This is a genomic window from Leptolyngbya sp. BL0902, from assembly GCF_016403105.1.
GTDB lineage: Bacteria > Cyanobacteriota > Cyanobacteriia > Phormidesmidales > Phormidesmidaceae > Nodosilinea.
The window spans coordinates 76,606-98,099 of sequence record NZ_CP046156.1 but is presented as its reverse complement, the minus strand read 5'-3'; the positions used below and the strand labels follow the sequence as shown (position 1 = coordinate 98,099).

General features: G+C 57.0%; 12 protein-coding genes and 1 pseudogene. 6 read left to right on the top strand and 7 right to left on the bottom strand.

Features of this window, described 5'->3' with window-relative positions:
• Positions 1-76 precede the first annotated feature (76 nt).
• Positions 77-3,415: a hypothetical protein gene (locus tag GFS31_RS19480; protein WP_198808337.1), complete on the top strand. Its 3,339-nt coding sequence runs from the start codon at positions 77-79 to the stop codon at positions 3,413-3,415.
• A 173-nt stretch (positions 3,416-3,588) separates the two neighbouring features.
• Here the strand turns inward: GFS31_RS19480 and GFS31_RS19475 are convergent, their stop codons facing one another.
• Positions 3,589-4,995, bottom strand: coding sequence for an amidase (locus GFS31_RS19475; protein ID WP_198808336.1), 1,407 nt, complete (start codon positions 4,993-4,995; stop codon positions 3,589-3,591).
• 211 nt (positions 4,996-5,206) lie between these two features.
• Between GFS31_RS19475 and GFS31_RS19470 the strand changes: the two genes are divergently transcribed.
• The 3 genes from GFS31_RS19470 to GFS31_RS19460 all read left to right on the top strand — a co-directional run bounded on the left by GFS31_RS19470 (position 5,207) and on the right by GFS31_RS19460 (position 13,743).
• Complete coding sequence (locus GFS31_RS19470; protein ID WP_198808335.1) at positions 5,207-5,935, top strand: aspartate/glutamate racemase family protein; 729 nt, start codon at positions 5,207-5,209, stop codon at positions 5,933-5,935.
• A gap of 15 nt (positions 5,936-5,950) precedes the next feature.
• Positions 5,951-7,495, top strand: a complete 1,545-nt coding sequence (locus GFS31_RS19465) for an amidohydrolase family protein (RefSeq protein WP_198808334.1) — start codon at positions 5,951-5,953, stop codon at positions 7,493-7,495.
• A gap of 521 nt (positions 7,496-8,016) precedes the next feature.
• Positions 8,017-13,743, top strand: coding sequence for a PAS domain-containing protein (locus tag GFS31_RS19460; RefSeq protein ID WP_198808333.1), 5,727 nt, complete (start codon positions 8,017-8,019; stop codon positions 13,741-13,743).
• Positions 13,744-13,752: 9 nt separating this feature from the next.
• On the opposite strand, the gene GFS31_RS19455 is transcribed toward GFS31_RS19460, so the two are convergent.
• From GFS31_RS19455 to GFS31_RS19430, 6 genes are read right to left on the bottom strand one after another with little or no spacing between them, the layout of a single operon-like run.
• Entirely contained in the window at positions 13,753-14,505 is a 753-nt protein-coding gene (locus GFS31_RS19455) for a hypothetical protein (protein WP_198808332.1), read from the bottom strand.
• Positions 14,506-14,563: 58 nt separating this feature from the next.
• A complete protein-coding gene (locus tag GFS31_RS19450) occupies positions 14,564-15,193 on the bottom strand; it encodes an ABC transporter ATP-binding protein (protein ID WP_198808331.1) in 630 nt (209 codons plus the stop codon).
• Positions 15,180-16,109 carry an ABC transporter ATP-binding protein gene (locus tag GFS31_RS19445; RefSeq protein WP_198808330.1) on the bottom strand — a complete coding sequence of 310 codons (930 nt, stop codon included), beginning with the start codon at positions 16,107-16,109 and terminating at the stop codon, positions 15,180-15,182. The genes GFS31_RS19450 and GFS31_RS19445 overlap by 14 nt, the downstream gene beginning before the upstream one ends.
• Before the next feature lie 2 nt (positions 16,110-16,111).
• Positions 16,112-16,972, bottom strand: coding sequence for an ABC transporter permease (locus GFS31_RS19440; protein WP_198808329.1), 861 nt, complete (start codon positions 16,970-16,972; stop codon positions 16,112-16,114).
• Positions 16,969-17,970: an ABC transporter permease gene (locus GFS31_RS19435; protein ID WP_198808328.1), complete on the bottom strand. Its 1,002-nt coding sequence runs from the start codon at positions 17,968-17,970 to the stop codon at positions 16,969-16,971. Before GFS31_RS19435 ends, GFS31_RS19440 begins: the two co-directional genes overlap by 4 nt.
• Entirely contained in the window at positions 17,955-19,580 is a 1,626-nt protein-coding gene (locus tag GFS31_RS19430) for an ABC transporter substrate-binding protein (protein ID WP_198808476.1), read from the bottom strand. Before GFS31_RS19430 ends, GFS31_RS19435 begins: the two co-directional genes overlap by 16 nt.
• A 972-nt stretch (positions 19,581-20,552) precedes the next feature.
• Here GFS31_RS19430 and GFS31_RS19425 point away from each other — a divergent pair.
• A complete protein-coding gene (locus GFS31_RS19425; protein WP_198808475.1) occupies positions 20,553-21,299 on the top strand; it encodes an SIMPL domain-containing protein in 747 nt (248 codons plus the stop codon).
• Positions 21,299-21,385, top strand: a pseudogene (locus GFS31_RS19420) (histidine kinase dimerization/phospho-acceptor domain-containing protein); the annotation flags it as partial. The gene GFS31_RS19425 and the pseudogene GFS31_RS19420, both read left to right, overlap by 1 nt.
• Positions 21,386-21,494 lie beyond the last annotated feature (109 nt).

Below are 21,494 nucleotides of genomic sequence, written 5' to 3'. Positions count from 1 at the left end.
CCGCTAGAACGGACATAGCGTTCAGACCCTAGCGGCTCGCCCCTGGATTGTTGCCCCAGCCCTTCCTGCAAAACCCATGTACAAAACGAAGCTTTCCGCCGACGGACGCACCCTACGCATTCCCGTTGTCCTTTCGGTTCCGGCGTCCGGTGAACAGCGCCGACTTAAACGGAGTGAACCCGGTGCGGGTGCGATAGAAGGGGGAACCTGCGACTACCAAACCGTCGAGAATGCGCCCATCTCCGCCCTGTTTCCGACCCAGCTACTCAAGTCCTTGATGGTGGTCAAAATCGACCCCCAGGCCAACGATGACCACAAAGGCCCGCACCTACTCGCCGACATCACCCAAGGTAACGACACCCGCACCCACCTGTTTAGTTCCGGCAAAACCCACTACTTCGGCAGTCCTGAGTTGAAGCAGGAGTTGGCGACGTTCTTTCGCTCCGAGCCCGATGCCGCCGTTCGCTATGGGTCACTGTTCACCTCCAACTGCTATGAAGGACTTGAAACCCTTGGGCCACAGAATCCGGTGAGTCCCGATGATGTCAGCGCCATCAAGCTCAAGGTGGTGAGCTACAAGGTGGCTGAAGACCAGAAATTCAACACCGATGACTGTTTTGGCTTCTGTAACTCAGCACTAGCCGAGAAGCTCGGTGCCCCCAAAGACCGACCCTTTCAGTTTCGCTTGATGTGGAACGAAACCTGGGCTGACCCCGACCAGCCTTTCTTGCCCAGCTTTCTCAGCAAAGGGGTGCTGGCGGTGGATGATGTCTTGGCCCCTGAGCCTAACCAAATCATCCTCGACCAGACCTCCATCAAGGGCATTCACAAAAGCGTCCTAGATACATTTGTGCCGCGAGGCGACTATGACCTGCCCCAAGTGGTGATGGGCAATCGGGAGAATGCCCGCCATCGGCAGTACCGCAACAGTTGGCAGTTCACGACCAGCTTTAGTGCCGAAGCGATTGAGCGAGACTTTGGCCCCGTCACGCAAGCTGCTGCTGAACGACTTAGGGTCATCCAAAGCGACCCGGTGATGCTCAAGCGCCATGTCATTCAGCTGTACCACCAAAGCCAACACATGCTCGACAGTCGTGATGAGGGCAGCGACACCTACGCTGACCCAGATCTCGATGAAGGTCAAGGTTCTGAGCGAGAAGATCCGGTGATGATCCAACTGCTGCGCCAGGATAAGCTCGGTATCCTCAACGCCACGCCTAAAGTCCAAGACTACCAACGGTCTCGCCTCCAGCGGGCCTGGAAAGAACTGGCCATCAATGGGGGTCACAAACATCAGTCCTCTAGAGCCGTGCCGTCGCGGGAGTTGGCCCGTGGTGAGGTCTGCCTTCCGGGATTGCCCAATGGCGAAGTGATCATCGTCACCCGCTCGCCCATCCCCAGCCGAGACAACATCCGCAAGTACGTCAACAACGCCACCGTCGAGCGTCTGCAACGCTACACAGGCTGCATCTGGATGAACGCCACCGATGCCGCTGAGTACCACCAGGGCGACTTTGATGGCGACCAGATGCAGTGGGATTTGGCCCAAGACCTGCCCCACATTGCCCAAGAAGTCAAATGGGCTGGGGAACCAGGGGACTTCAAGGGCATCCAGCAACGGCCCAAACAGCCCTACGTCACCACCGACTTGAGCGTTTACACCGACGACCGTGACTCGCTTAAACAGATGGCCCCAATCCTCCGTGGCTCTGTCCTTGAAGGTGCCCTGGGCGGAGAGCAGAACAAAGTGGGTCTGGTGGCTAACTTAATTGGTCGGGTTCAGTCCGCCCAACCGAATGAGCAAGACCGACTCACCCACGAATCTATGAAGGCGTTCCACACCGAAAAGCATGACCTCTTGGAGCGCTTGATGGGCGCACTCCAGGTTGAAGTGGACTACGGCAAAAGTGCCGAACGGCTGGAAGACATCGAAGAAATTGGTGGCGAGACCCTGATTGCTGATGCTCAGGACTGGACGGAAGCCCACCCGGTACCGTTCTTTGACCACAAAAAAGACCCCGACCTGTATAAGCACGTCCTATTGCCCGATACGGGCTCTGGGTCTGCCGTTGAAGTGCTGCCGCGCATCACCAACCAAGCCTGGGAAGCGCTGCCCGTGGGCCAGAAGGAACGACGCTACTTTCAAGCCGTCCTACACAGCGACGAAGAACGGCAGGCGGCGATGGCCCATCCCCTGTATCCCATCATTGAAGAATCGGCCCTGGCCTACAAAGAGCAGTTCAACGCCCTTGTGTCCCGCAATCTTAAAGAACATCTCACCGCCCAAGAATCGGCTAAGCGGATTGGGGCGTTCTACCAGCAGTGTGACGAGTTTGTGGCTCAAGGACTGGGAATTGAGGGTCTAGATGCTGAAGGCATTGAGGAGGTCAAAGACCTGTTTCACCTCGCCCTCTGGAAAGTCTGCCATACCTCGGAGACCCACCACGATAAGCGGCCCCTCGAACCCGGTGGCGAGATTGATGAGTGGAGCCAACGACAGCCGATTACCTTTGGCCCTAAACCCCTTCAACTGCACAAACAACCGGGCCTGAGTGAGGTGGATGTCGTCACCGCCCCCTTCGGTGCCAAGACCGAGTCTGTCAAACGCTATCTCGACCAAAACAACGTCACCTACACCGCCTACCAACAGGCCAAGGCTCCGATGATGGACTTTGTGCTGGCCCCATCCACCCCCCAATCGGTGATCCATTACCTGGAAAACCAACACCCCGACCATCGTTCCGTGCGCTTTGAGGGACAGGTGAACCGACCCGCTGACTATGACAAGTGGTCGATTCCACGAAGTCGTTCTGGCACAGGCTCTTTGGCCTACAACGTCTGTGTGCCGCAACTGCTCGCCGCTGTGGAGCGTCAACAGCACCTCCGAGAGGGCATTCAAGCCATTGGATTGCGCCATGGCGACTTCAAGACTCAATCACCGGGCACCAGAGCGAACATCGTCCTACGGGTGGGTCAGTTTCCCCATGACCATCCCGACAAAAGCCTCGCTGGACAGCCCTGCCTGATGTCCAACGACAACATCCTGGGAGCCTTCCCTCAAAACCAGAAAATCCCCATCGTCGGCACCGTCTTTCGGGCTCCTGAATTGACCCTCACTGCCAATAAACAGGGCATCGTCAATGCGGTCGCAGGGAATGTCGAGCAACCCTCGATCTACGTGCCGATTCAGTCGTCTAGAGAAACTGAAGGATGGGCCGATGACCAGACCCTCGCCAGCGTCAAAGCGGTGCGAGCGGCCAAAGAGTCAGTCCGTCATGGCGTTCCCTACCAGCCCGTCAAAGCGATTGAGCCTCCAGCCAAGGTGACACAAAAGACGCGATCTAGGCGGCAGGCTCAACTTCCAAAACCTGCTCGGACTCCAGCAAGAGTGAAAGCGGATAGGCAGATAGACTGATTTACAGCACCCCGCTAGGCTTCAATTTCGGTGGGGTGTGACTAGACGATTCGTGCAGTTGCTGCTTAGCCAGTCGCCATAACGAGCAATCCTGCATCACCAAGCTTCATGCTCCTCTCCCATCGGAAAGGGCTTCCGGGGGCGAGGGCTATCAAGCTTAACCCGAACGGCATTTAGGTAGGCCATCGGTGACGGAACTGGAGGTCTTCTTGCAGCAGATAGGCAAACTGAAGCAGAGCCATTTCACCCTGGGGCGGGCCAACGAGTTGTAGCCCAATCGGTAGGCCTGTCTCTGTCCAACCGCAGGGGATGGAGAGAGCCGGAAGCCCCGTGAGGGAGATGGTGTAGGTAATTTTGAGGTAGTCCAGGATGGTGTTGAGTGGGGTGCCATCCACCGTCAGCACCTCTGGTTGGTCATGGGGGAAGGGGGGCACGCAGGCGCTGACTGTGGCCAGGATGTCGTGGCTTTCAAAGAAGCGGAGGAAGTTGCGATACAGCTGATCGCGGTGGCCAGCGGCGGTTAGAAGCTCGGCGGCGGTGAGCCCTTGGCCACGGGCCACATTCCACCGCACGGTGGGGGTGAGCTGGTCGAAATGTTGGTCGTAGTGGCGTTGGTGTTTGTGGGAAAGTAGCCCCGCTCGCAGGGGTTCAAAGGCCGCTGAAGCCAGGGTGCAATCGGGATAGACCGGATCCACTTGGCGGCAGATCGGGGTCATCTTGACGATGGCCGCCTCAAACACCAACCGCACTTCGGCATCGATGGGTGTAATCCCTAGATCGGCGCTAAAGCCAACCCTCACCTTGCCCCGCACCTGGTCGCGCACCGATTCATCCAAGATGGGGCAGGGCCAGGGGGCCGAAATGGAAATGGGGTCTTGGGCGTCCCATCCAGCCATCACCGACAGCATCAGGGCCGCATCTTCTACGGTGCGGGCCATCACGCCATCGGTATCCAGGTCGTCCCACCGCATCCGTCGCCGTGGAATGCGCCCAACGGCAGGCCGTAGCCCCACCACGCCGCAAAAACTTGCGGGAGTTCGCACCGAACCGCCCATATCGGTACCGTGGGCCAAGGGGCACATGCCCATCGCCACCGAAACCGCTGCCCCGCCACTGGATCCGCCAGAGGTGCGGCTGGGGTCGTAGGGGGTGGCCGTTGGCCCATAGAGGGGGTTGGTGACGTGGGCTCCGAGGCCAAATTCCGGCGTGTTGGTTTTGCCAATCACAATCGCCCCGGCCTGCTTCAGCCGCGCCACGCAAAGATCGTCCTGCGTCGGAATCCAATCCTGGTAAATCAAAGAGCCCTGGGTTGTCCGCACCCCTGCCGTTGCGGTGAGATCCTTCACGGAGATGGGAATTCCCGCCAGTGGCCCCAGGAGTTCACCTCGGTCGCGGGCGGCATCCACCGCCTGAGCCTCCGCCAAGGCTTGCTCTGAGCAGAGGGTGATAAACGCCTTCAGCCGATCATTGTCCTGGCAAATTTGCTGAAAACAACTTTCTACAACGTCGGTGGCTCTAATCGCACCCTTGGCTAGAGCGCGTTGCAGTTCGGTGGCAGACCATTGGTAGAGCGGTTTCATCGGGTTTCAGGAGGGATGGGCAAAAGGGGAATATCTCCCGCTGCGTCGTTAGACGGCAACACCCTACTTTATGGCCGATCCCAGCCAGCTATCGAAAGGGCATGGCAGACCCATGAAACACGCTAGAGCCCTTCGCCATTTTTGCATCATGTACACTGTATACGGTTGTAGGCCATCATGATTGTAGCCAATGTCTTCCACAACACCTGCCATGGCAAAACGGATTCGGCTGGGAATGTTAACCCCCTCCTCCAACACGGTGCTGGAACCCGTGACGATGGCTCTGTTGGCGGATTTGCCGGAGGTATCGGCCCATTTCAGCCGCTTTTCAGTCACGGAAATTGCCCTCAGTGACCGCGCCTTGGGGCAATTTAACTTAGAACCTCTGTTGGCAGCGGCCCAACTCCTCGCCGATGCCAAGGTGGATGTGATCGCCTGGAACGGCACCTCGGCAGGCTGGTTGGGGTTGGAAACCGACCGAGAACTCTGTCGGCAGATCACCGCCAAAACGGGCATCCCGGCCACCACCTCAGTCCTGGCCCTCACCGAACAATTTTGGGCGAGAGGCTTCACCCGCTTTGGCCTCGTCACCCCCTACCTGCCAGCGGTGCAGGAGCGCATCCTCCAAAACTACGCCCAGGAAGGGTTTGACTGCGTCGCCGAGCACCACCTCAGTCTCCAGGATAATTTCTCCTTTGCAGAGGTCAGCCCCGACCAACTGCGGGCCATGGTGCGTCAGGTCACGGTCGCCAATCCTCAAGTAATCACCACCTTTTGCACCAACCTAGCCGCCGCCCCCCTGGTGGCAGAACTGGAACAGGAATTAGGCATCCCTATCTTCGATACCATTGCCGTGGTGGTGTGGCAATCGCTACGGATAGCGGGGGTCGATCCAACGCGGATTCAGGGCTGGGGACGGTTGTTTAGCGAAGTTGGATAGCCAGGTAAACCAACCATGTCAATCAGCTTAATTCGAGGTAAAGCCGTTATTTGTCGAGCCTTAGACAACGAAACGGTGGAGGTGATTGAGGACGGAGCTGTCGTTCAGCAAGACGGCACGATTTTGGCCATCGGCCCCTATGAAGACCTGATCACGCAGTATCAGCCCGATCACATCCTCGGTTCTCCCCACCACATCATCTTGCCGGGGTTTGTGAATGGCCACCACCACGTCGGCCTCACCCCGTTTCAGTTGGGTTCGCTAGATTACCCCCTAGAACTTTGGTTTGCTACGCGGCTGGGGGCGCGACGGGTGGATCCCTATCTGGACACGCTCTATTCCGCCTTTGAGATGATCGCCTCCGGCATTACCACCGTGCAGCACATCCACACCTGGCGCAACGGCCCCGCCGCCACCTGGCCCGCCCTGGCCGAACAGGTGATCCAGGCTTATCAAGACATTGGGATGCGGGTCTCCTACAGCTTTGCCGCCCGCGACCAAAACCGCCTCGTCTACGAAGCCGACGATGTCTTTCTTCAGCGCCTACCCGCCGATCTTGCCGCCGCCGTAGACGACCTTCTCAAGGATCAGCGGGTGCCCTTCCCGGAATATCTCAACCTGTTTGCCCATCTGTGGCAGCGGTGGCAACACCATCCCAGTGGCCGCGTTAACATTCAATTGGCCCCAGCCAATTTGCACTGGTGTTCCGACCAGGCGCTACAGCTTCAGCAAGACTACGCCCAAAAATACCAGGTGCCCGTGCATCTGCATTTGGTGGAAACCATTTACCAAAAAATCTACGCCCAACGCCGCACCGGAAAAACTGCCGTCCAACACCTGCAAGACCTCGGCCTGTTGGGGCCACACCTCACCCTGGGCCACGGGGTTTGGCTCACCGAGGGCGATATCGACATCCTAGCCGACACCGGAACCCACATTTGCCACAACGCCAGTTCCAACCTGCGCCTCCAGAGCGGCATTGCCCCCCTCAACGCCTTTACCCAAAAGGGCATTTCCGTGGCCATCGGTCTCGACGAAGCAGGCCTCAATGACGACCGGGATATGCTGCAAGAAATGCGCCTGGTGCTGAAGCTACATCGGGTTCCCGGCCTTGATGCCCTGGTGCCCAAGGCAGCCCAGGTCTTTCGTATGGCGACGGAACAGGGCGCAAAAACCACCGGATTTGGCGACAGCATCGGCACCCTCGCCCCAGGCAAAGCCGCCGACCTGGTGCTGATGGACTGGCGCAAACTGGCCTACCCCTACCTCGATGCCGACATTCCCCTGATCGAAGCCGTACTCCACCGAGGCCGCAGCACCGCCATTGATATGGTGATGATTAACGGCAACGTCGTGCTTGAGAATGGGCGCTTTACCGGGGTCGATCGTGATGCCGTGCTTGCCACCCTAGCCGAGCAGCTTCAAGCCCCTCTCACCGAAGCTGAAGAACACCGCCGCCGCCTTGCCAAGACCATTTTCCCCTACATGAAGCAGGTCTACGATGGCTGGCTCTCGGAGACGAACGGCCAGCCCTTCTACGGTCAGAATTGTCGGCATTAACCGCTTGTCCAACACGAGGGCCTAAGCCATCCTTTTTGATCTGTGTCCAGCGCTCAACTCTCTCAGGTCACGTCCCACCATTAGATTCAGAGAAAATCCGAACCCCATACCTCCGACGGCTAACCCACTAGATCTCCGTAGAGGCAAGGTTTCCTTGACCTACCAAGCAGAGTTAACCCGCGAATGCAGGCCCACGGTAAATGTATACTCGCGTTTTTTCTCAATAAGGAGCCTGAAAAGCCAGCTTGTTGAGGATCCTGGGGCTACCTTGATGGCTTCCAGCCTAATTCTTTCGTTGAGACCGATTTTGGATGCGTTTGCTCTGCGATATCTTTAGTTTGACTATCATCTTTCCTGAGATATGCTCGTTATATGCCGATCTTCCAGCCTCGTCGGAGTTGTATTGGCTAATACATTATCATCGTTCTCAAATTTGCTGAAAGCCTTACTGGGTATAGGCTTTCGCTTGCCTTATCCCCCTGAACCCAGAAAAGCGATATATCCCTAATGAGTAGAGCCGTATGCCTCAAGAACAGGGGCTGCTAGAGCAATTAGCCGCAGCCCAAGCCCAAATTCAAGATCTTAAGGAACAATTCGCGACTGCACGCGAGACGGCTCAGCAGCTTGAACAACGGGTTGAACAACAACGGGAGTGTTTGGCACAGGGCGAAGCTCAGAATCATCGCCTTCAGCGGCTGCTTGAGGCCAGTCCAGCCACCACCTACAGCTATCAGGCGGATCCGCCCTATACCTGTACCTACATTAGCCGGAACATTGAAACCATTTTGGGCTATAGCCCAGCGGAATTTACCGCCGAGCCGAATTTCTGTGTGCAGCACGTCCATCCTGATGATGCCGCCCAGGTTTTGGAGGTGATTCCTCAGCTCTTGACCCAGGGCAAACTCCAGCGTGATTATCGCGTGCGCCATCGCGACGGGCACTATGTTTGGATTCGTGATGACATGGTGCTGCTGCGGGATGCCCAGGGCGTTCCCCAGGAAGTGGTGGGTTATTTCACGGATATTACGGATCGCAAAACCGAACTGCAACACCGCCAAAGGACTGAAGCGGTTTTGCAGCAGCAGTTAGGGGCGATTGAGGCGGCGGTGGATGGCATTGCTATCCTTCAGGATGAGCAGTATGTTTATCTGAACTCGGCCCATGGGCAGTTCTTTGGCTATGAAACGGCCTCAGAACTGATTGGCCAAAGCTGGAAAATCCTTTACTCTCCAGAGATGCTGGTGTACTTCGAGCAAACGGTTTTTCCCAGTTTACAACAGCAAAAATACTGGCAAGGGGAAGCCGTAGCTACCCGTAAAGACGGCACAACATTCCCACAATTTTTGTCTCTAACGCTGTTAGATGACAATATGTTGGTCTGTATTTGTCGAGACATTACCCAACAAAAACAGGTCGAAGATCAGCTTAAAAAGACCCAAGATAAGATGATGGCAATTCTGAATGAGTTGCCTGCGGTGGTTTATACCAAAGATTTGTTGGGGCGACATACGTTTGTCAATAAAGCCTTCTTAGAACTCTTTGGTTGCGAATCATCAGCCATCATTGGCAAGACTAATCACGAGTTTTTTGACTTTGAAACAGCGAACCGTATCCAAGTCAATGACGAAACCTTGTTAGCCCATGGCACCGCTAAGCCCTTTGAGGAAACGGTGGGCGTTGGCGATACGCAGAGAACGTTTATCTCGAACAAGTTTTTATTGTATGATTCGCAGGAACAGCCCTACGCTATTTGTGGCATTTCGACGGATATTAGTGATCGAAAACAGGCTGAATTAACACTCCAATATCAGAAAAAATTTATTGAAAGCGCCATCCAAACTAATCCAACACTCCTGGTTTATCTGTTTGATGTGCCCAGTCGGAGCATGAGTTTTGTCAGTGAATCGGTCGCCAATTTATTGGACTACACCGCCGCCGAAATTTTGGACATGGGGCCAGATCTAGTGCCTAGACTGGTACATCCCGACGATCATGATCGGTTTGCGGCTTATGTTGATCAGCTCGACCAAAGCCAGCCAGGGGAAAGCCTAACCTTTGAATATCGAGTGCGCCACCGCGATGGTCGATGGCTGGATTTGTTGCTGCGGGGGCAAGTCCATCGCCGTGATGAACAGGGGCATGTGCAGCAGTTTTTAGGCTCGGTAACAGATAGTACCCGCTATAAACGAACGGAAGCCCATCTCCAAGCCTCCGAAGCCCGTTTTGAGGCCATTGCCAACCTCGTTCCCGATTTCCTCTGGGAAAGCGAACCCGATGGCTTCAACACCTGGTGCAACCAACGCTGGCTCGACTACACCGGACAAACCCTAGAGCAATCCTTGGGCCGAGGCTGGTTAGAGGCTGTTCATCCCGAGGATCGCGCCCCATCGGTGCTGATTCAGCGAGACGCCGTTGAAACGGGAGAACCACGGCGCGAAGAGCGCCGCATCCGTCGCCATGATGGAGAGTACCGTTGGTTTGTCTCGAATGTTTCCCCGATCAAAAATGCAGAAGGCCACGTGATCAAGGTATATGGTTCCGTCATCGACGTGCACGAAGAACGCATGGCTTTGGAAGCCTCGCAGGCAGCGGCGGCCATCGATGCTTTTCGGGTGCGGCTGTCGGATGTGCTGCGATCTCTCACCAATCCGATCCATATACAAGCCGAAGCCTGCCATTTGCTGGGCGACCATCTCGGCGTTGATCGCGTCTTTTATGTGGCCTTCGATGAAGTGGCGGGCACGTCCCACGTCTATCGCGAGTATCTGCGTGGCGATTCAGCTTCCCTCCTTGGCGAGTGTTCCGTAGCTAACTATGGCTGGAGTTTGCCCTATCTGCGTCGGGGCGAATCCGTCGTGATAGCCGATACCCAAGCCACCCCCATCCTCTCCGAGGCCGACCAGGCTAGGCTAGGGGCGGCTCAACTGATGAGAATTTTGGCTATCCCTCTGCTCGAAGACGGTGTTTTGGTGGGTGCCCTGGTTGCCAGCGAATCGGTGGCGCGTGAATGGACCGCAGCAGAGGTTGACCTGGTGCGCGAAACCGCCGAACGGCTTTGGACAACGATGCAACGAGCCGAAGCCGAAGCCGCCGTGAAAGACCTTTCGGAACGCCTATCCCTAGCGCTGCAAGCCGGGGCCATTGGCACCTGGGATTGGGATTGCGTTAATGAGGTGAACTGGGATGATCAGATGTATGCGCTCTACGGTCTGCAAGATCTGAGGGAGCGGGCGATCTATCCGACCTGGCGCAATAGCCTACATCCCGACGACCGTGACCGGGTAGAGGCGCTATTACAGGCGGCTCTGCGGGGTGCAGCCGTCTACGATACCGAATTTCGCATTCTGCGCCCCACCGGAGAATTGCGCTGGATTCAGGCGGTGGCCGAAGTGCAGACCGATCCCCAAGGCAACCCCATCCGGGTAGTGGGCATTAACCAAGACATTACGGCACGAAAACAGACCGCAATTGCCTTGCAAGAGCAAACCGACCGCCTCAGCCTCGCCCTAGAATCGGGAGCCTTTGGCCTTTGGGAGTGGGACTTGGGCGAAAATCGGGTTTGGGATGATCGCATCTATGAACTCTATGGGTTGCAAAACCTGGGTCGATTCGCCACCTCTGAAGATTGGCTGGCCTGTATCTATCCCGATGATCGGGATCGGCTTGAGGCTGACATTCAACGCTCGATAGCTGGCCTGTCGCCACTCAACATAGACTTTCGGATTGTGCGCCCCGATGGCGCATTGCGTTGGCTTCAGTCCTTTGCCCAGGTGCAACGAGATGCGGCAGGTCGGCCCATAGGAATGGTGGGCATTACCCGCGACATTACCGAGAAAAAAGAGGCTGAGGCAAAACTGCAACTTTTGGCAGACCGCCTGTCCTTGGCCCTGTTGGCGGGACAAATTGGCTTTTGGCTGTGGGATTTAGACCAAAGCCTGTTTTGGGATCCTTCCCTCTGCCGCATCTATGGTCTTTCGGGGAGCAACCAAGTCACCGATTGGCAAACCTGGCGAGACCTGGTTCATCCTGAGGATGTGGATGAGGTGGAGGCTTTGTTACAAGCCGCGATCCATGGCGCACCCTATCTAGGCACAGAGTTTCGCATTTATCGCCCCGATGGCGAACTGCGGTGGATTCAATCCTCGGCCCATGTGCAGCAGGATGAAAACGGCCAGCCCGTGCAGATGATTGGCGTTAACCAAGATATTACCGCCCGTAAACAGGCCGAGCTAGCCCTGAAAGAGCAAACCAACCGCCTCACCTTGGCCCTACAGGCTGGGGCCTACGGCATTTGGGAATGGGATTTGGTCGGTGATCCGATCTGGGATGAGCGCATTTATGCAGACTATGGCCTACAAGACCTAGGACGACCAATCACCTACCAAGACTGGCGCAATCGCATCCACCCCGGCGACCTCCATTGGGTGGAGGCGCAACTAGAGGCCGACTTGCGGGCCAGCATTCCCTTCAGTGCCGAATTTCGCATCTGCCGCCCTGATGGCGAACTACGGTGGATCTTGACCATCGCCAAGCTGTACTGCGATGGCCAAGGCCAACCCCTGCGGATGGTGGGGATTCACCAAGACATTACCCACCGCAAACTGGCCGAGCAGGAGATTCAGAAGAGTCGGGCTAAGTTTCAGCGCCTCGTGGATGACATCGGCGATAAATTCGTCGTCTTTAGCCACAGCGGAACCGTTCTCACCTACGTGAGCGGCGGGTTGCAGTCCGTTTTTGGGGTGCCGCCAGAGGCCGTGTTGGGCCAGTCCTGGGCTGATACCATCCAGTGGTTTCCAGAGTCCCTAGACTTGGCCCGGGCCGAAATTGAAAAACTGCTCACCAAGCAGGTGCCCACCCAGGAATTTGAGATGTCCTTTACCCGACCGGATGGAGCAGTTCGTACCATTCACGCTGTGCAACACTCCGTTTTAGATGAGGTGGGCAACCTCCTGGCCGTTGAAGGGGTTGTCGAAGACATCACCGACCGCAAAGCCGCCGAGGCCGAATTGCGCCGCACCAACGCCGAACTGGAACGTGCCACCCGCCTCAAAGACGAATTTCTGGCCAACATGAGCCACGAACTGCGCACCCCCCTCAACGCCATCCTCGGCATGACTGAAGGGCTACAGGAGGAAGTCTTTGGCCCCCTCACCGAACGCCAGGAGCGCAGCCTAGACACGATTTACCGCAGCAGTAGCCACCTACTAGCGCTGATTAACGACATTTTGGATCTCTCCAAAATTGAGGCGGGGCAGATTGAACTAGACTTCAGTGCTATCAAGGTCAGCCAGTTATGCCGCGCCAGCATCACCTTTGTGAAACAGCAAGCCCACAAGAAACGCCAGCAAATTAACACCCTCATTCCTGAAGGGCTCCCGGATCTCTATGGCGACGACCGCCGCCTGCACCAAGTGTTGATTAACCTGCTCACCAACGCCGTCAAATTTACCCCCGAAGGTGGACACATTACCCTCGCTGCCAGCTATACGGCCCTTTCCCCAGACTCCGCTGCGCAAATCCGCGACGTTGCTCACCCCCAGGCCAACCCTGATGAAACCTTTGGGCTTTTGTCTATCTCCATCACCGATACGGGTATTGGCATTAGCCCCGAAGACGCCCAACGCCTGTTTCAACCCTTTGTGCAGGTCAACACGGCCCTTAACCGTCAATACGAAGGGACAGGCCTTGGTCTTGCCCTCGTGAAACGCATTGTGGACGCCCATGGTGGCGAGATCACCCTCACCAGCGACGTGGGTATTGGCAGTTGCTTCACCGTGCGACTACCGATTATCGCGATGGCCAACGCCGATACCTTCCTCGGCGATTTCACAACCTCCATCGACGCCACTCCCTCGGTCGATCCAGCCAACGCCCCCCTCATTTTGCTGGCCGAAGACAACGAAGCCAATATCAGCACCACCAGATCCTACCTAGAAGCTAAGGGCTACAGGCTCATCATCGCCAGAAACGGGTTAGAAGCCATCAACCTAGCCACAACAGCTCAGCCCGATTTGATTTTGATGGACATCCAAATGCCTCGCCTCGACGGCCTAGAGGCAATCCGCCAGATTCGTCAACACCCTGCCCTGGCGACAGTGCCCATTATCGCCATCACCGCCCTCGCCATGCCCGCTGACCAAGAGCGATGCCTCGCCGCTGGAGCCAACCACTACCTCAGCAAGCCCATCCGCCTTAAGCAACTCGCCCAAGTGATCCCCACCTTCCTAGCCGATGATTCCCCTCCATAGTTGCGAGCCCTAGGCGAGAAAGACTCCCAGCCAACGCCTCCCTACCCTGGCTAGTCCCGTCCTCTGGGGCCAAGGTGTTGGGAAAATGGTCAGGAAGAAAAAGAGGGGTGTAGCTGAATGAATGGACGACCCTTTCTCAACCCAAATCGGCCTCGCGTAAAACTCACCCTCCCCAGGCGCTAGCCGAAATCCGCCCAGCAATAGCCCCAACCACACCTGCACCAAGGGCCAGCCCATCTGAGCTTGGATCTGCCGCACCTCCATCGCCTCTGGGTGAGCCACAAACCACGCTCGTAGCTGCTCAACCCAAACCCCCACAGCTTCATCGTGGGCTACCTCAATCGCCTGCTGCTTGGGCTCCATATCATCTACCATCGCCAGCAGCGTGGCCTTGTCCACGGGTGCCACCACTGAGCCATCATCGTCAACCGCCTCAGCCTGGGGGCGCTGTCGAGTGGGTGAGGCCACAAGGCTTTCCGTATCGAGTTGTTGACTGGAACGCACCAGACCCCGCAGCCAGTCTTGGGCCAGGGTCGGATCTTCCGGGTCATAGACCGCTTGCCATTGTTCAAAGAGGGCTTCAGCCTTGGCCTGGTGCAGGGTCGCCAGTCGGTCAATCACCGCCCCACCCACCGCCAGTTGCTCATGCAGAGCCAGACTGCCTAAGACGGGTTCAATCGTCTGCCAAAGCCGAGCTAGATTGATTGTCTCAGGATCAATCCAAGCGGCCTTGAGTGCTGTCACTAGCGTGGAATTCGTCATGGTGTCATCCCTCACTAGTCGAGACCTCACGGATGTATGCAGGAAGAGTACGCTGAGGCTAGGAAACCACGACCCTCGGCTGTGACTGGGTAGCCGCTAGGTTGATGCAGCGATGGCACAGTCGTTCCATGAGGCATAGGTCATGGCTGATGACCAAGACCCCGATGTGATGGGCTTGGGCATAGGTCAGCACAACCTGCCAAATTAGCGCCTGGGTATTGGCATCGAGCATGGCCGTCATTTCGTCGGCAATTAGGTATCGGGTTTTGGGGTTGAGGGTACGAGCAATGGCAATACGTTGCAGTTCTCCGCCGCTCAGCTCGTGGGGATAGCGGCTGAGCCATCCAGAATGAATCCCCAAAGCATCGAGCTGGTGAATCTGAGGTGGATGTCCTTCGCACAATACTTGGTCGATGCGCCAGCGAGGGTTGATGGCCAAGTCAGGATGTTGAAAGACCAGCTGCACTGGACAGTATTGGCGTTTGGGCAGGGGCTGATGGTCTGCTCTCACGCGGCCTTGGCTAGGGGTTAAATAGCCCGCTAACAGTTTGGCGAGGGTGGTTTTGCCAAAGCCGGAGGGAGCCATGATCCCTACGACCTCGCCGGGTTCTACCATGACGGTCTGGGCCTGTACGACCCATGGCAAACGAGCTCCGTAGCGAAACCAAAGTCCTTCACCGCTCAGCATGAATACACCTCACAAAACCACCTCGCACCGCCCGCAGTGCTGGACGCTCTGGCAAGCAAGCCTCGGTCATCCAGGGGCAGCGCTCGCTAAACAGACAGCCGACGGGCAGTGCCTCAGGACTGGGCTGGTTCCCCGGTACGGGCACAAACTCATTTTGTGGCAGAGATCGCCATAGGGCTTGGGTGTAGGGATGGCGCAGATTTCCGGTACTAAAGTCCTGGGCCGAGGCGATTTCCACCGTTGTTCCGGCATAAAAAACGGCCACCCGGTCGGCGACTCGCAGCGCCGCATCAATGTCGTGGGTAATGAGAATGACGCCCCGCCCCTCCTGAGCCAGTTCGCGTAAATGGGTAAGGGTTTCGGCGACTACGTCTGGGTGGAGGCCGGGAGTCGGTTCGTCTGCAATCACCAGAGTCGCTTGGCTGACCACTGCCGTAGACACCAGCACCCGTCGCGCCATGCCGCCCGATAGCTGGAAAGGGTAGCGACGTTCTGTCTGGGGTGGCAGGTCATAGCGGGCGAAGGTGCGGGCCATGGCCTTGCGTGCAGTGACGGGAGTGGCCCCGTTGAGCCGTGCCACCCGCTGCACCTGTTGGCCCACCCGCATCAGCGGATCGAGATAGCCGACGGATTGGGGAATCAAGGCAATGGCCTTGCCACGGAGCTGTTGGCAGCGCTGGGGCGTTAGGGGTTGCCCCTGAAATCGCATGGTGCCGCCCAGGGTGGCGTTCTCTGGCAAAATGCCCAAAATAGCGTGGGCCAGTAGGCTTTTGCCCGATCCGCTGGCTCCCACTACCGCCACCACTTCCCCAGCATTGACTTCTAGGTCTAGATCGGTGATTACGGTGAGCTGTCGGCGGCGCAGACCTTGCTCGTACTGGCTGAAGGTGACGCTGAGATTGGAAACGGTCAGCATAATTACCCCTGACTGGTGCGTGGATCGAGCAAGGCCCGCAGATTTTCGCCCAGCCAGTCAAAGGCTTTGACCGATAGCAACAATAGTAGACCGGGCATCACCCCCAGCCACCAATAGCCCGTGGACAGATGGCGCATGGACTCCGCCAGAATAATCCCGATAGCAGGCAGGTGGGGTGAAATGCCGATGCCAATGAATGAGAGCGCGGCCTCGTGCAAAATGGCGTGGGGAAACAGCAAAATCAGCCCTACTAATAGCTGGGGCACCATGTGGGGCACCATATGGTGACGGGCAATCCAGGCGGGAGAGCGGCCTAAGCGATGGGACAGCTGAACATAGTCGGAGCTGTTGATCTGGAGCACTTCGGCCCGCACGACACGAGCAAGACTGGGCCAGTGGGTGAGGGCAACGGCGATGATGACGCCCTGGGTGCCGCCGCCAACGGCAAAGGCGACTAAAATCAGCAGCACCAGGTGAGGCAAGCTAAAACAGACGTCAATCATCCAGCAGATAGCGGCATCGACCCAGCCCCCCAGGGTGCCCGCCGTCAGGCCCAAAATAGCCGCAATCAAGGCGCTGACCGTGGCCGACAATAGCCCCACTTGCAGACTGAGGGACATGCCATGGAGGGAGCGCGTCAGCATATCGCGCCCCAGCCAGTCAGTGCCAAAAGGGTGGGCCAGGGAGGGAGGAAGGTTGCGCTGGGTGAGTACCGGGCTGAGGCCAGCATCGCCCATGAAGGTGGCACTGAGGATAATGGTCAACAAGAAACAGATGCATAGGCCAATCGTCCACAGGGTTTGCTGCCGTCGATTCTGGGGTACTTTTGAGGCCACCCTTGGCGGAGATGAAAGGGTCGTCATAAAGTTCTCCCCCCTAGGCGAATACGCGGGTCAATGATCTGGTAAGACAAGTCAGCTAGGGTATTTCCGGTGTAGACAAACAGGGCGCTAAAAAATACGATCCCCACCAGCAGCGGGACATCGCTCCGTAGAGCCGCCTGCACAGTGGCCTGTCCTAGACCCGGATAGGCAAACACCTGCTCCACCAAGACCGAGCCGCCAAACAACTCACTGAGGGAGGCAAATTGGAGGGTGAGGGCGGGCAGCAGAATATTTCTCAGACCATGGTGCCGCAGGATTCCCCCCAGCCGTTCCCCCTGGGCGCGGGCAAACAGCACATAGTCGCTGTGCAGCACATCGATCAGCTTCTGGCGGGTGTGCAGGGCGATGTTGGCAATGCCGATAATGCCGAGGGTGAGGGCGGGGAGCAGCAGGTGGTGCAAATGCTGCCAGACCGTGACATCTTGGGCCAACACCCCCGGCGGGGCCGCGCAGCAGATCGGCGTGACCCGCAACGATACGGAAAACAGAATCAGCAGCAGCAGGGCCACCCAAAACGTTGGTGACGAGGCCAGGGTATAAGCATAGAGACGAATGCCTCGGTCAATCCAAGTGCCTTCAAAGGCTCCAGCCAGCACCCCCAAACCGAGCCCCAGCAGGCCTGAAAACACCCAGGCAATCGTCAACAGTTGCAGCGATACCCAAAACCGCTGGCTAATGACCTGAAGCACAGGCTGGTTAAACACCATGGAGGTGCCCCAGTTACCCTGAATAATCTGCCCCAACCAATCCCAAAACCGCAGAATCATGGGCTGATCGAGTCCCCAGCGCTGAGCGATCAGGTCTCGCTGGGCGGCGCTAATTTGCAGCATATCGGCCCCCACATAGGCCTGCACCGGGTCAATGGGGGACAGACTCATGAGCCCAAAGGTGAGCACCGCCACGGCCAGCAGCAGCAGTGCCAGCCGCACCAGTTTGTAGCCAAAAAATACCAGAATGGATCTTAGTTGCATGTCCATGTCCAGCTTGCGATGTTGGCGGTAATCGGCCAGCCGTGGCCATGGGGCTGCACCTGGGGCTGGCCAATATTGAGGCATTCATCGACAAAGTAGGTGTGATCGAGGTTCACTAACCAGGCCCAGGCCGCATCGCCCTGGGCGGTAAAGCCCTGCTCGCCATCCCACTGGGCCGCCTGCCAAAAGACGATGGCCTCAGCTTCCGACGGTGCTCCCATGGCCAGGTCAAGCATTTGATCCACGAACGGACTGGCATAGAATCCGGCATTGAAAAAATCGCCCTGGGCGGCCTGACTGTGGTGAAGGTTGTACATTTCCGTTTGGTCGTGGCTGCCCCAGCCAAACAGCACCACGTTGCTGTGCATCAGAGGAGTAATGGCATCCCAGCTTTTGCCCTCCACATTGGCCTGAATGCCCACGGGGCGCAGCATTTCCGCCACAGACAGGGCCAGGGCCTGCCGGGTGCTGTCGTGGGCCGGATAGAGCACCGTAAACTCCGCCCGTAATCCGTCCTTTTCTACTACCCCATCGCCGTTGCTGTCGATCCAGCCCCCCTCCTCCAGAATTTGGCGGGCGAGGTCTGGGTTGTTGTCGTCAATGCTGGCCCTCGGTTCCTCCCAGGCCAGACCGCTGACCGGGCCAAAGGCGGGTGAGCCAAAGCCCTCCAGGACGCCATCCACCAAGGCTTGCCGATCAATCGCCACGTTAACCGCCTGCCGAATCGCCCGATCTGCGGTAACGTCGTTGCCGATGGGATGTCCGTCAGGAGTGGTTGCGCCAGTGGCAGCAGGAAAGGGAAACATCAGTCCTCGGTTGTCTACGCTAGCAATGTCGTAGAGCTGCATCCCCTCGATACTCTGTACGGCAAGAGACTGAGGCACACTGGCCACCTGCACTTGTCCTGCCTGTGCCGCTGCAAAGGCCACATCCTCTTCGGTAAAGAGAAAGACCAGTCGCTGAATGCCGGGGGCTTCGCCGTAGTAGTTTGGATTGGCCTCCACAATGAGCTGTTGCCCCTCATCCCACTGCACTAGCTTATAGGGGCCAGAGCCAATAGGATTGCGGGCATAGTCGAGGCCATGGGCGTGTTCCGGCACAATGCCCAGAGTAATCAGACGGTTCACAAAGGTGCTCTGGGGTTCCCGCAGCCGCAGCTCTACCCTGTAATCATCGATGGCCACCGCTTCGTCCAGTACCGTCACATCGGTCAGGCCACCGCTCTGGGCCGCCTGGTTGAAGGTGTAGGCCACGTCCGCCGCCGTCAACGGCACCCCGTCCGAAAACACCGCATCCTCGCGCAGCGTCACCGTCCAGATAAGACCGTCGTCGCTAACGGTGTAGTCGGTCGCTAAGTCCTTCACAATCTCAAGGTTCTCATCCCGCCGCAGCAACGTGCTTTGGAACAGGGGCGAACCGTAGCGTCCCCAGCCCAAGGTAGGATCGAAGCCCTCGTTGCTCTCCCCTCCAATGGCTAACACAATTTGCTCAGCAGACCCCCCCCGGGCTACCGTAGCGTTCCCTGGAGCCGAGGCATTTTGAGCACACCCCGCCAACCCCTGTCCCAGCAAGAATAGGCCCACAGACCATGCTGGTACCTTCAACCCTGATGCCATAGCAGACCTTCTCACACCTTAGATAATGGGTAGAACAACTCCTCCAACTGGACAATGCTTTGAGCCGCTGGGAACGTTGTTCAGACCCAAAGGCTATCACCGCCGGGGCGGGCCAACAATGCGGGGGGACGGGATATGAAATAGGTTTCTACTTCTCAACTTAACCGAACTCTCTACTCGTTAGAAAGCGCCGTTCTAATCATGATTGAGGGCATACTGAGGCGACGTTGGTCCTCCTCCATTTATGTTGTGTAAGTTGTAGTGTAAGCTTGTGCGGTGTGCCAGTAGCCTGATTTAAGACGCCTTGAGTCTAGCCATGAGAATCGCTGAACCCCTTGAAAACTCGTTGATTGTGCATGAGTAGTTGCGATGACCGCAAATACTCAAGGTCTTGAAAATATTGACATATAAAGATTTTATAGCTTAGTAAAAAGCTTTAGACTAAGACTGGACTAGATTGGCCTAGCTCAACTGTGACGGTGCAATGTGCCAATCTTAGGTGAGACTGAGCCGGACGTGAGACAGTGAGGGCTGAAACGGGGGTTTTAGCTTAAAATCTCAGACTTTTTGGAGTACCGGATGCGGTCTATCAAGGGCCACTACCGCTTGGTGGAGCGTTTCGTGGCTCATGGGGAGTCTTGCGAATATGGGATTTTCCCTTCGGCCAAAAGTTGACGAATAAAGGGCCGGGTGCGGTTGATCCTATGCAAGGCTTTCAGCGGTGGGCTCAAGCCCAAAACACCGAATTGTTATGTCTTGTGGCATTGTGCCTATGGGCAAAAATTCTGTTTTTACAATAGAGGGTGAGACGTTTGTCGCACAGTCTGGGGCGCACGCTGAGACGCTGGGTGCAGAGGCGATGGTGATAGAGCCAGACCAAAGGTTGGTCGTGCCTTTCCTCTAGGAACGTCCAAGATAAATTCAACGCGATTGTGACTAATTGGGACTGATTTCTTCGCTGCGGAGGCTCCCATGAAAGACTTTTCCCCAAAATCTTTTCCAGAATTGTTTGCTGGTTTAGTGGCCTTATCTCTGGCGCTCGTCGTCAGTTCCTTGATTGGGGGTCAGGCCATTCGCGATTTTAAGCGGGCCAACGATGTGCTGGTGGTCACGGGATCGGCCAAAAGGCCCATTCGCTCAGACGCCATGATCTGGCGGGTGTCGGTGTCTAGTCAGCGCCCGACAGCCCAGGAGGCTTACCAAGATTTAACGCGCCAGACCGATCGCCTGGGGGGGTACTTTCAAGCCCAGCAGGTCCCCGAAGCCGCGATTACGCCAGGGGCGATCGAGTCCTACGCTATTCCAGCGGTGGATGCCAACGGTCGCGATACCGGACAAATTGTGGCCTATCGGTTAACCCAGCGGTTTGAGGTGCGTGCCGAGGATGTCGATCGCTACACTCAACTCGCTCAGCAGTCGGCGGAGTTGCTCAATGAGAATATCAATATTGTGTCTGAGCCGCCCCAGTACCTCTACACGCAGTTGAGCCAGGTGCGGATTGAGATGGTGGCCGAGGCTACGAAGGATGCTAAGGCCAGGGCAGAGGCGATTGCCGACAGCACCGGAGCCAGGGTGGGTGAGGTGCGCAGCGCCAATACGGGGGTGTTTCAAATTACCTCGCGCAACTCCACCGATGTCAGCGACTACGGCATCTACGACACTAGCTCTATCGACAAAGATATCACCGCCGTAGTGTCGGTGACCTTTACCCTGGAATGAAGCGTTGGCGGAAGCTGATCGAAGACCTGACCCACGAGCTGAGAACGCCCCTGACCATTGTGCGGGGCTACCTGGAGGAGTCGGCGTTGCTGAATCGCCGTATGATTTCGCGGAATCTCGAATGAAGTTGAAAGACTGGCAAAATTGTTCATCCCTTGAGTCAGCACCGCCTGCACTCCTAACCTATGGACTGTT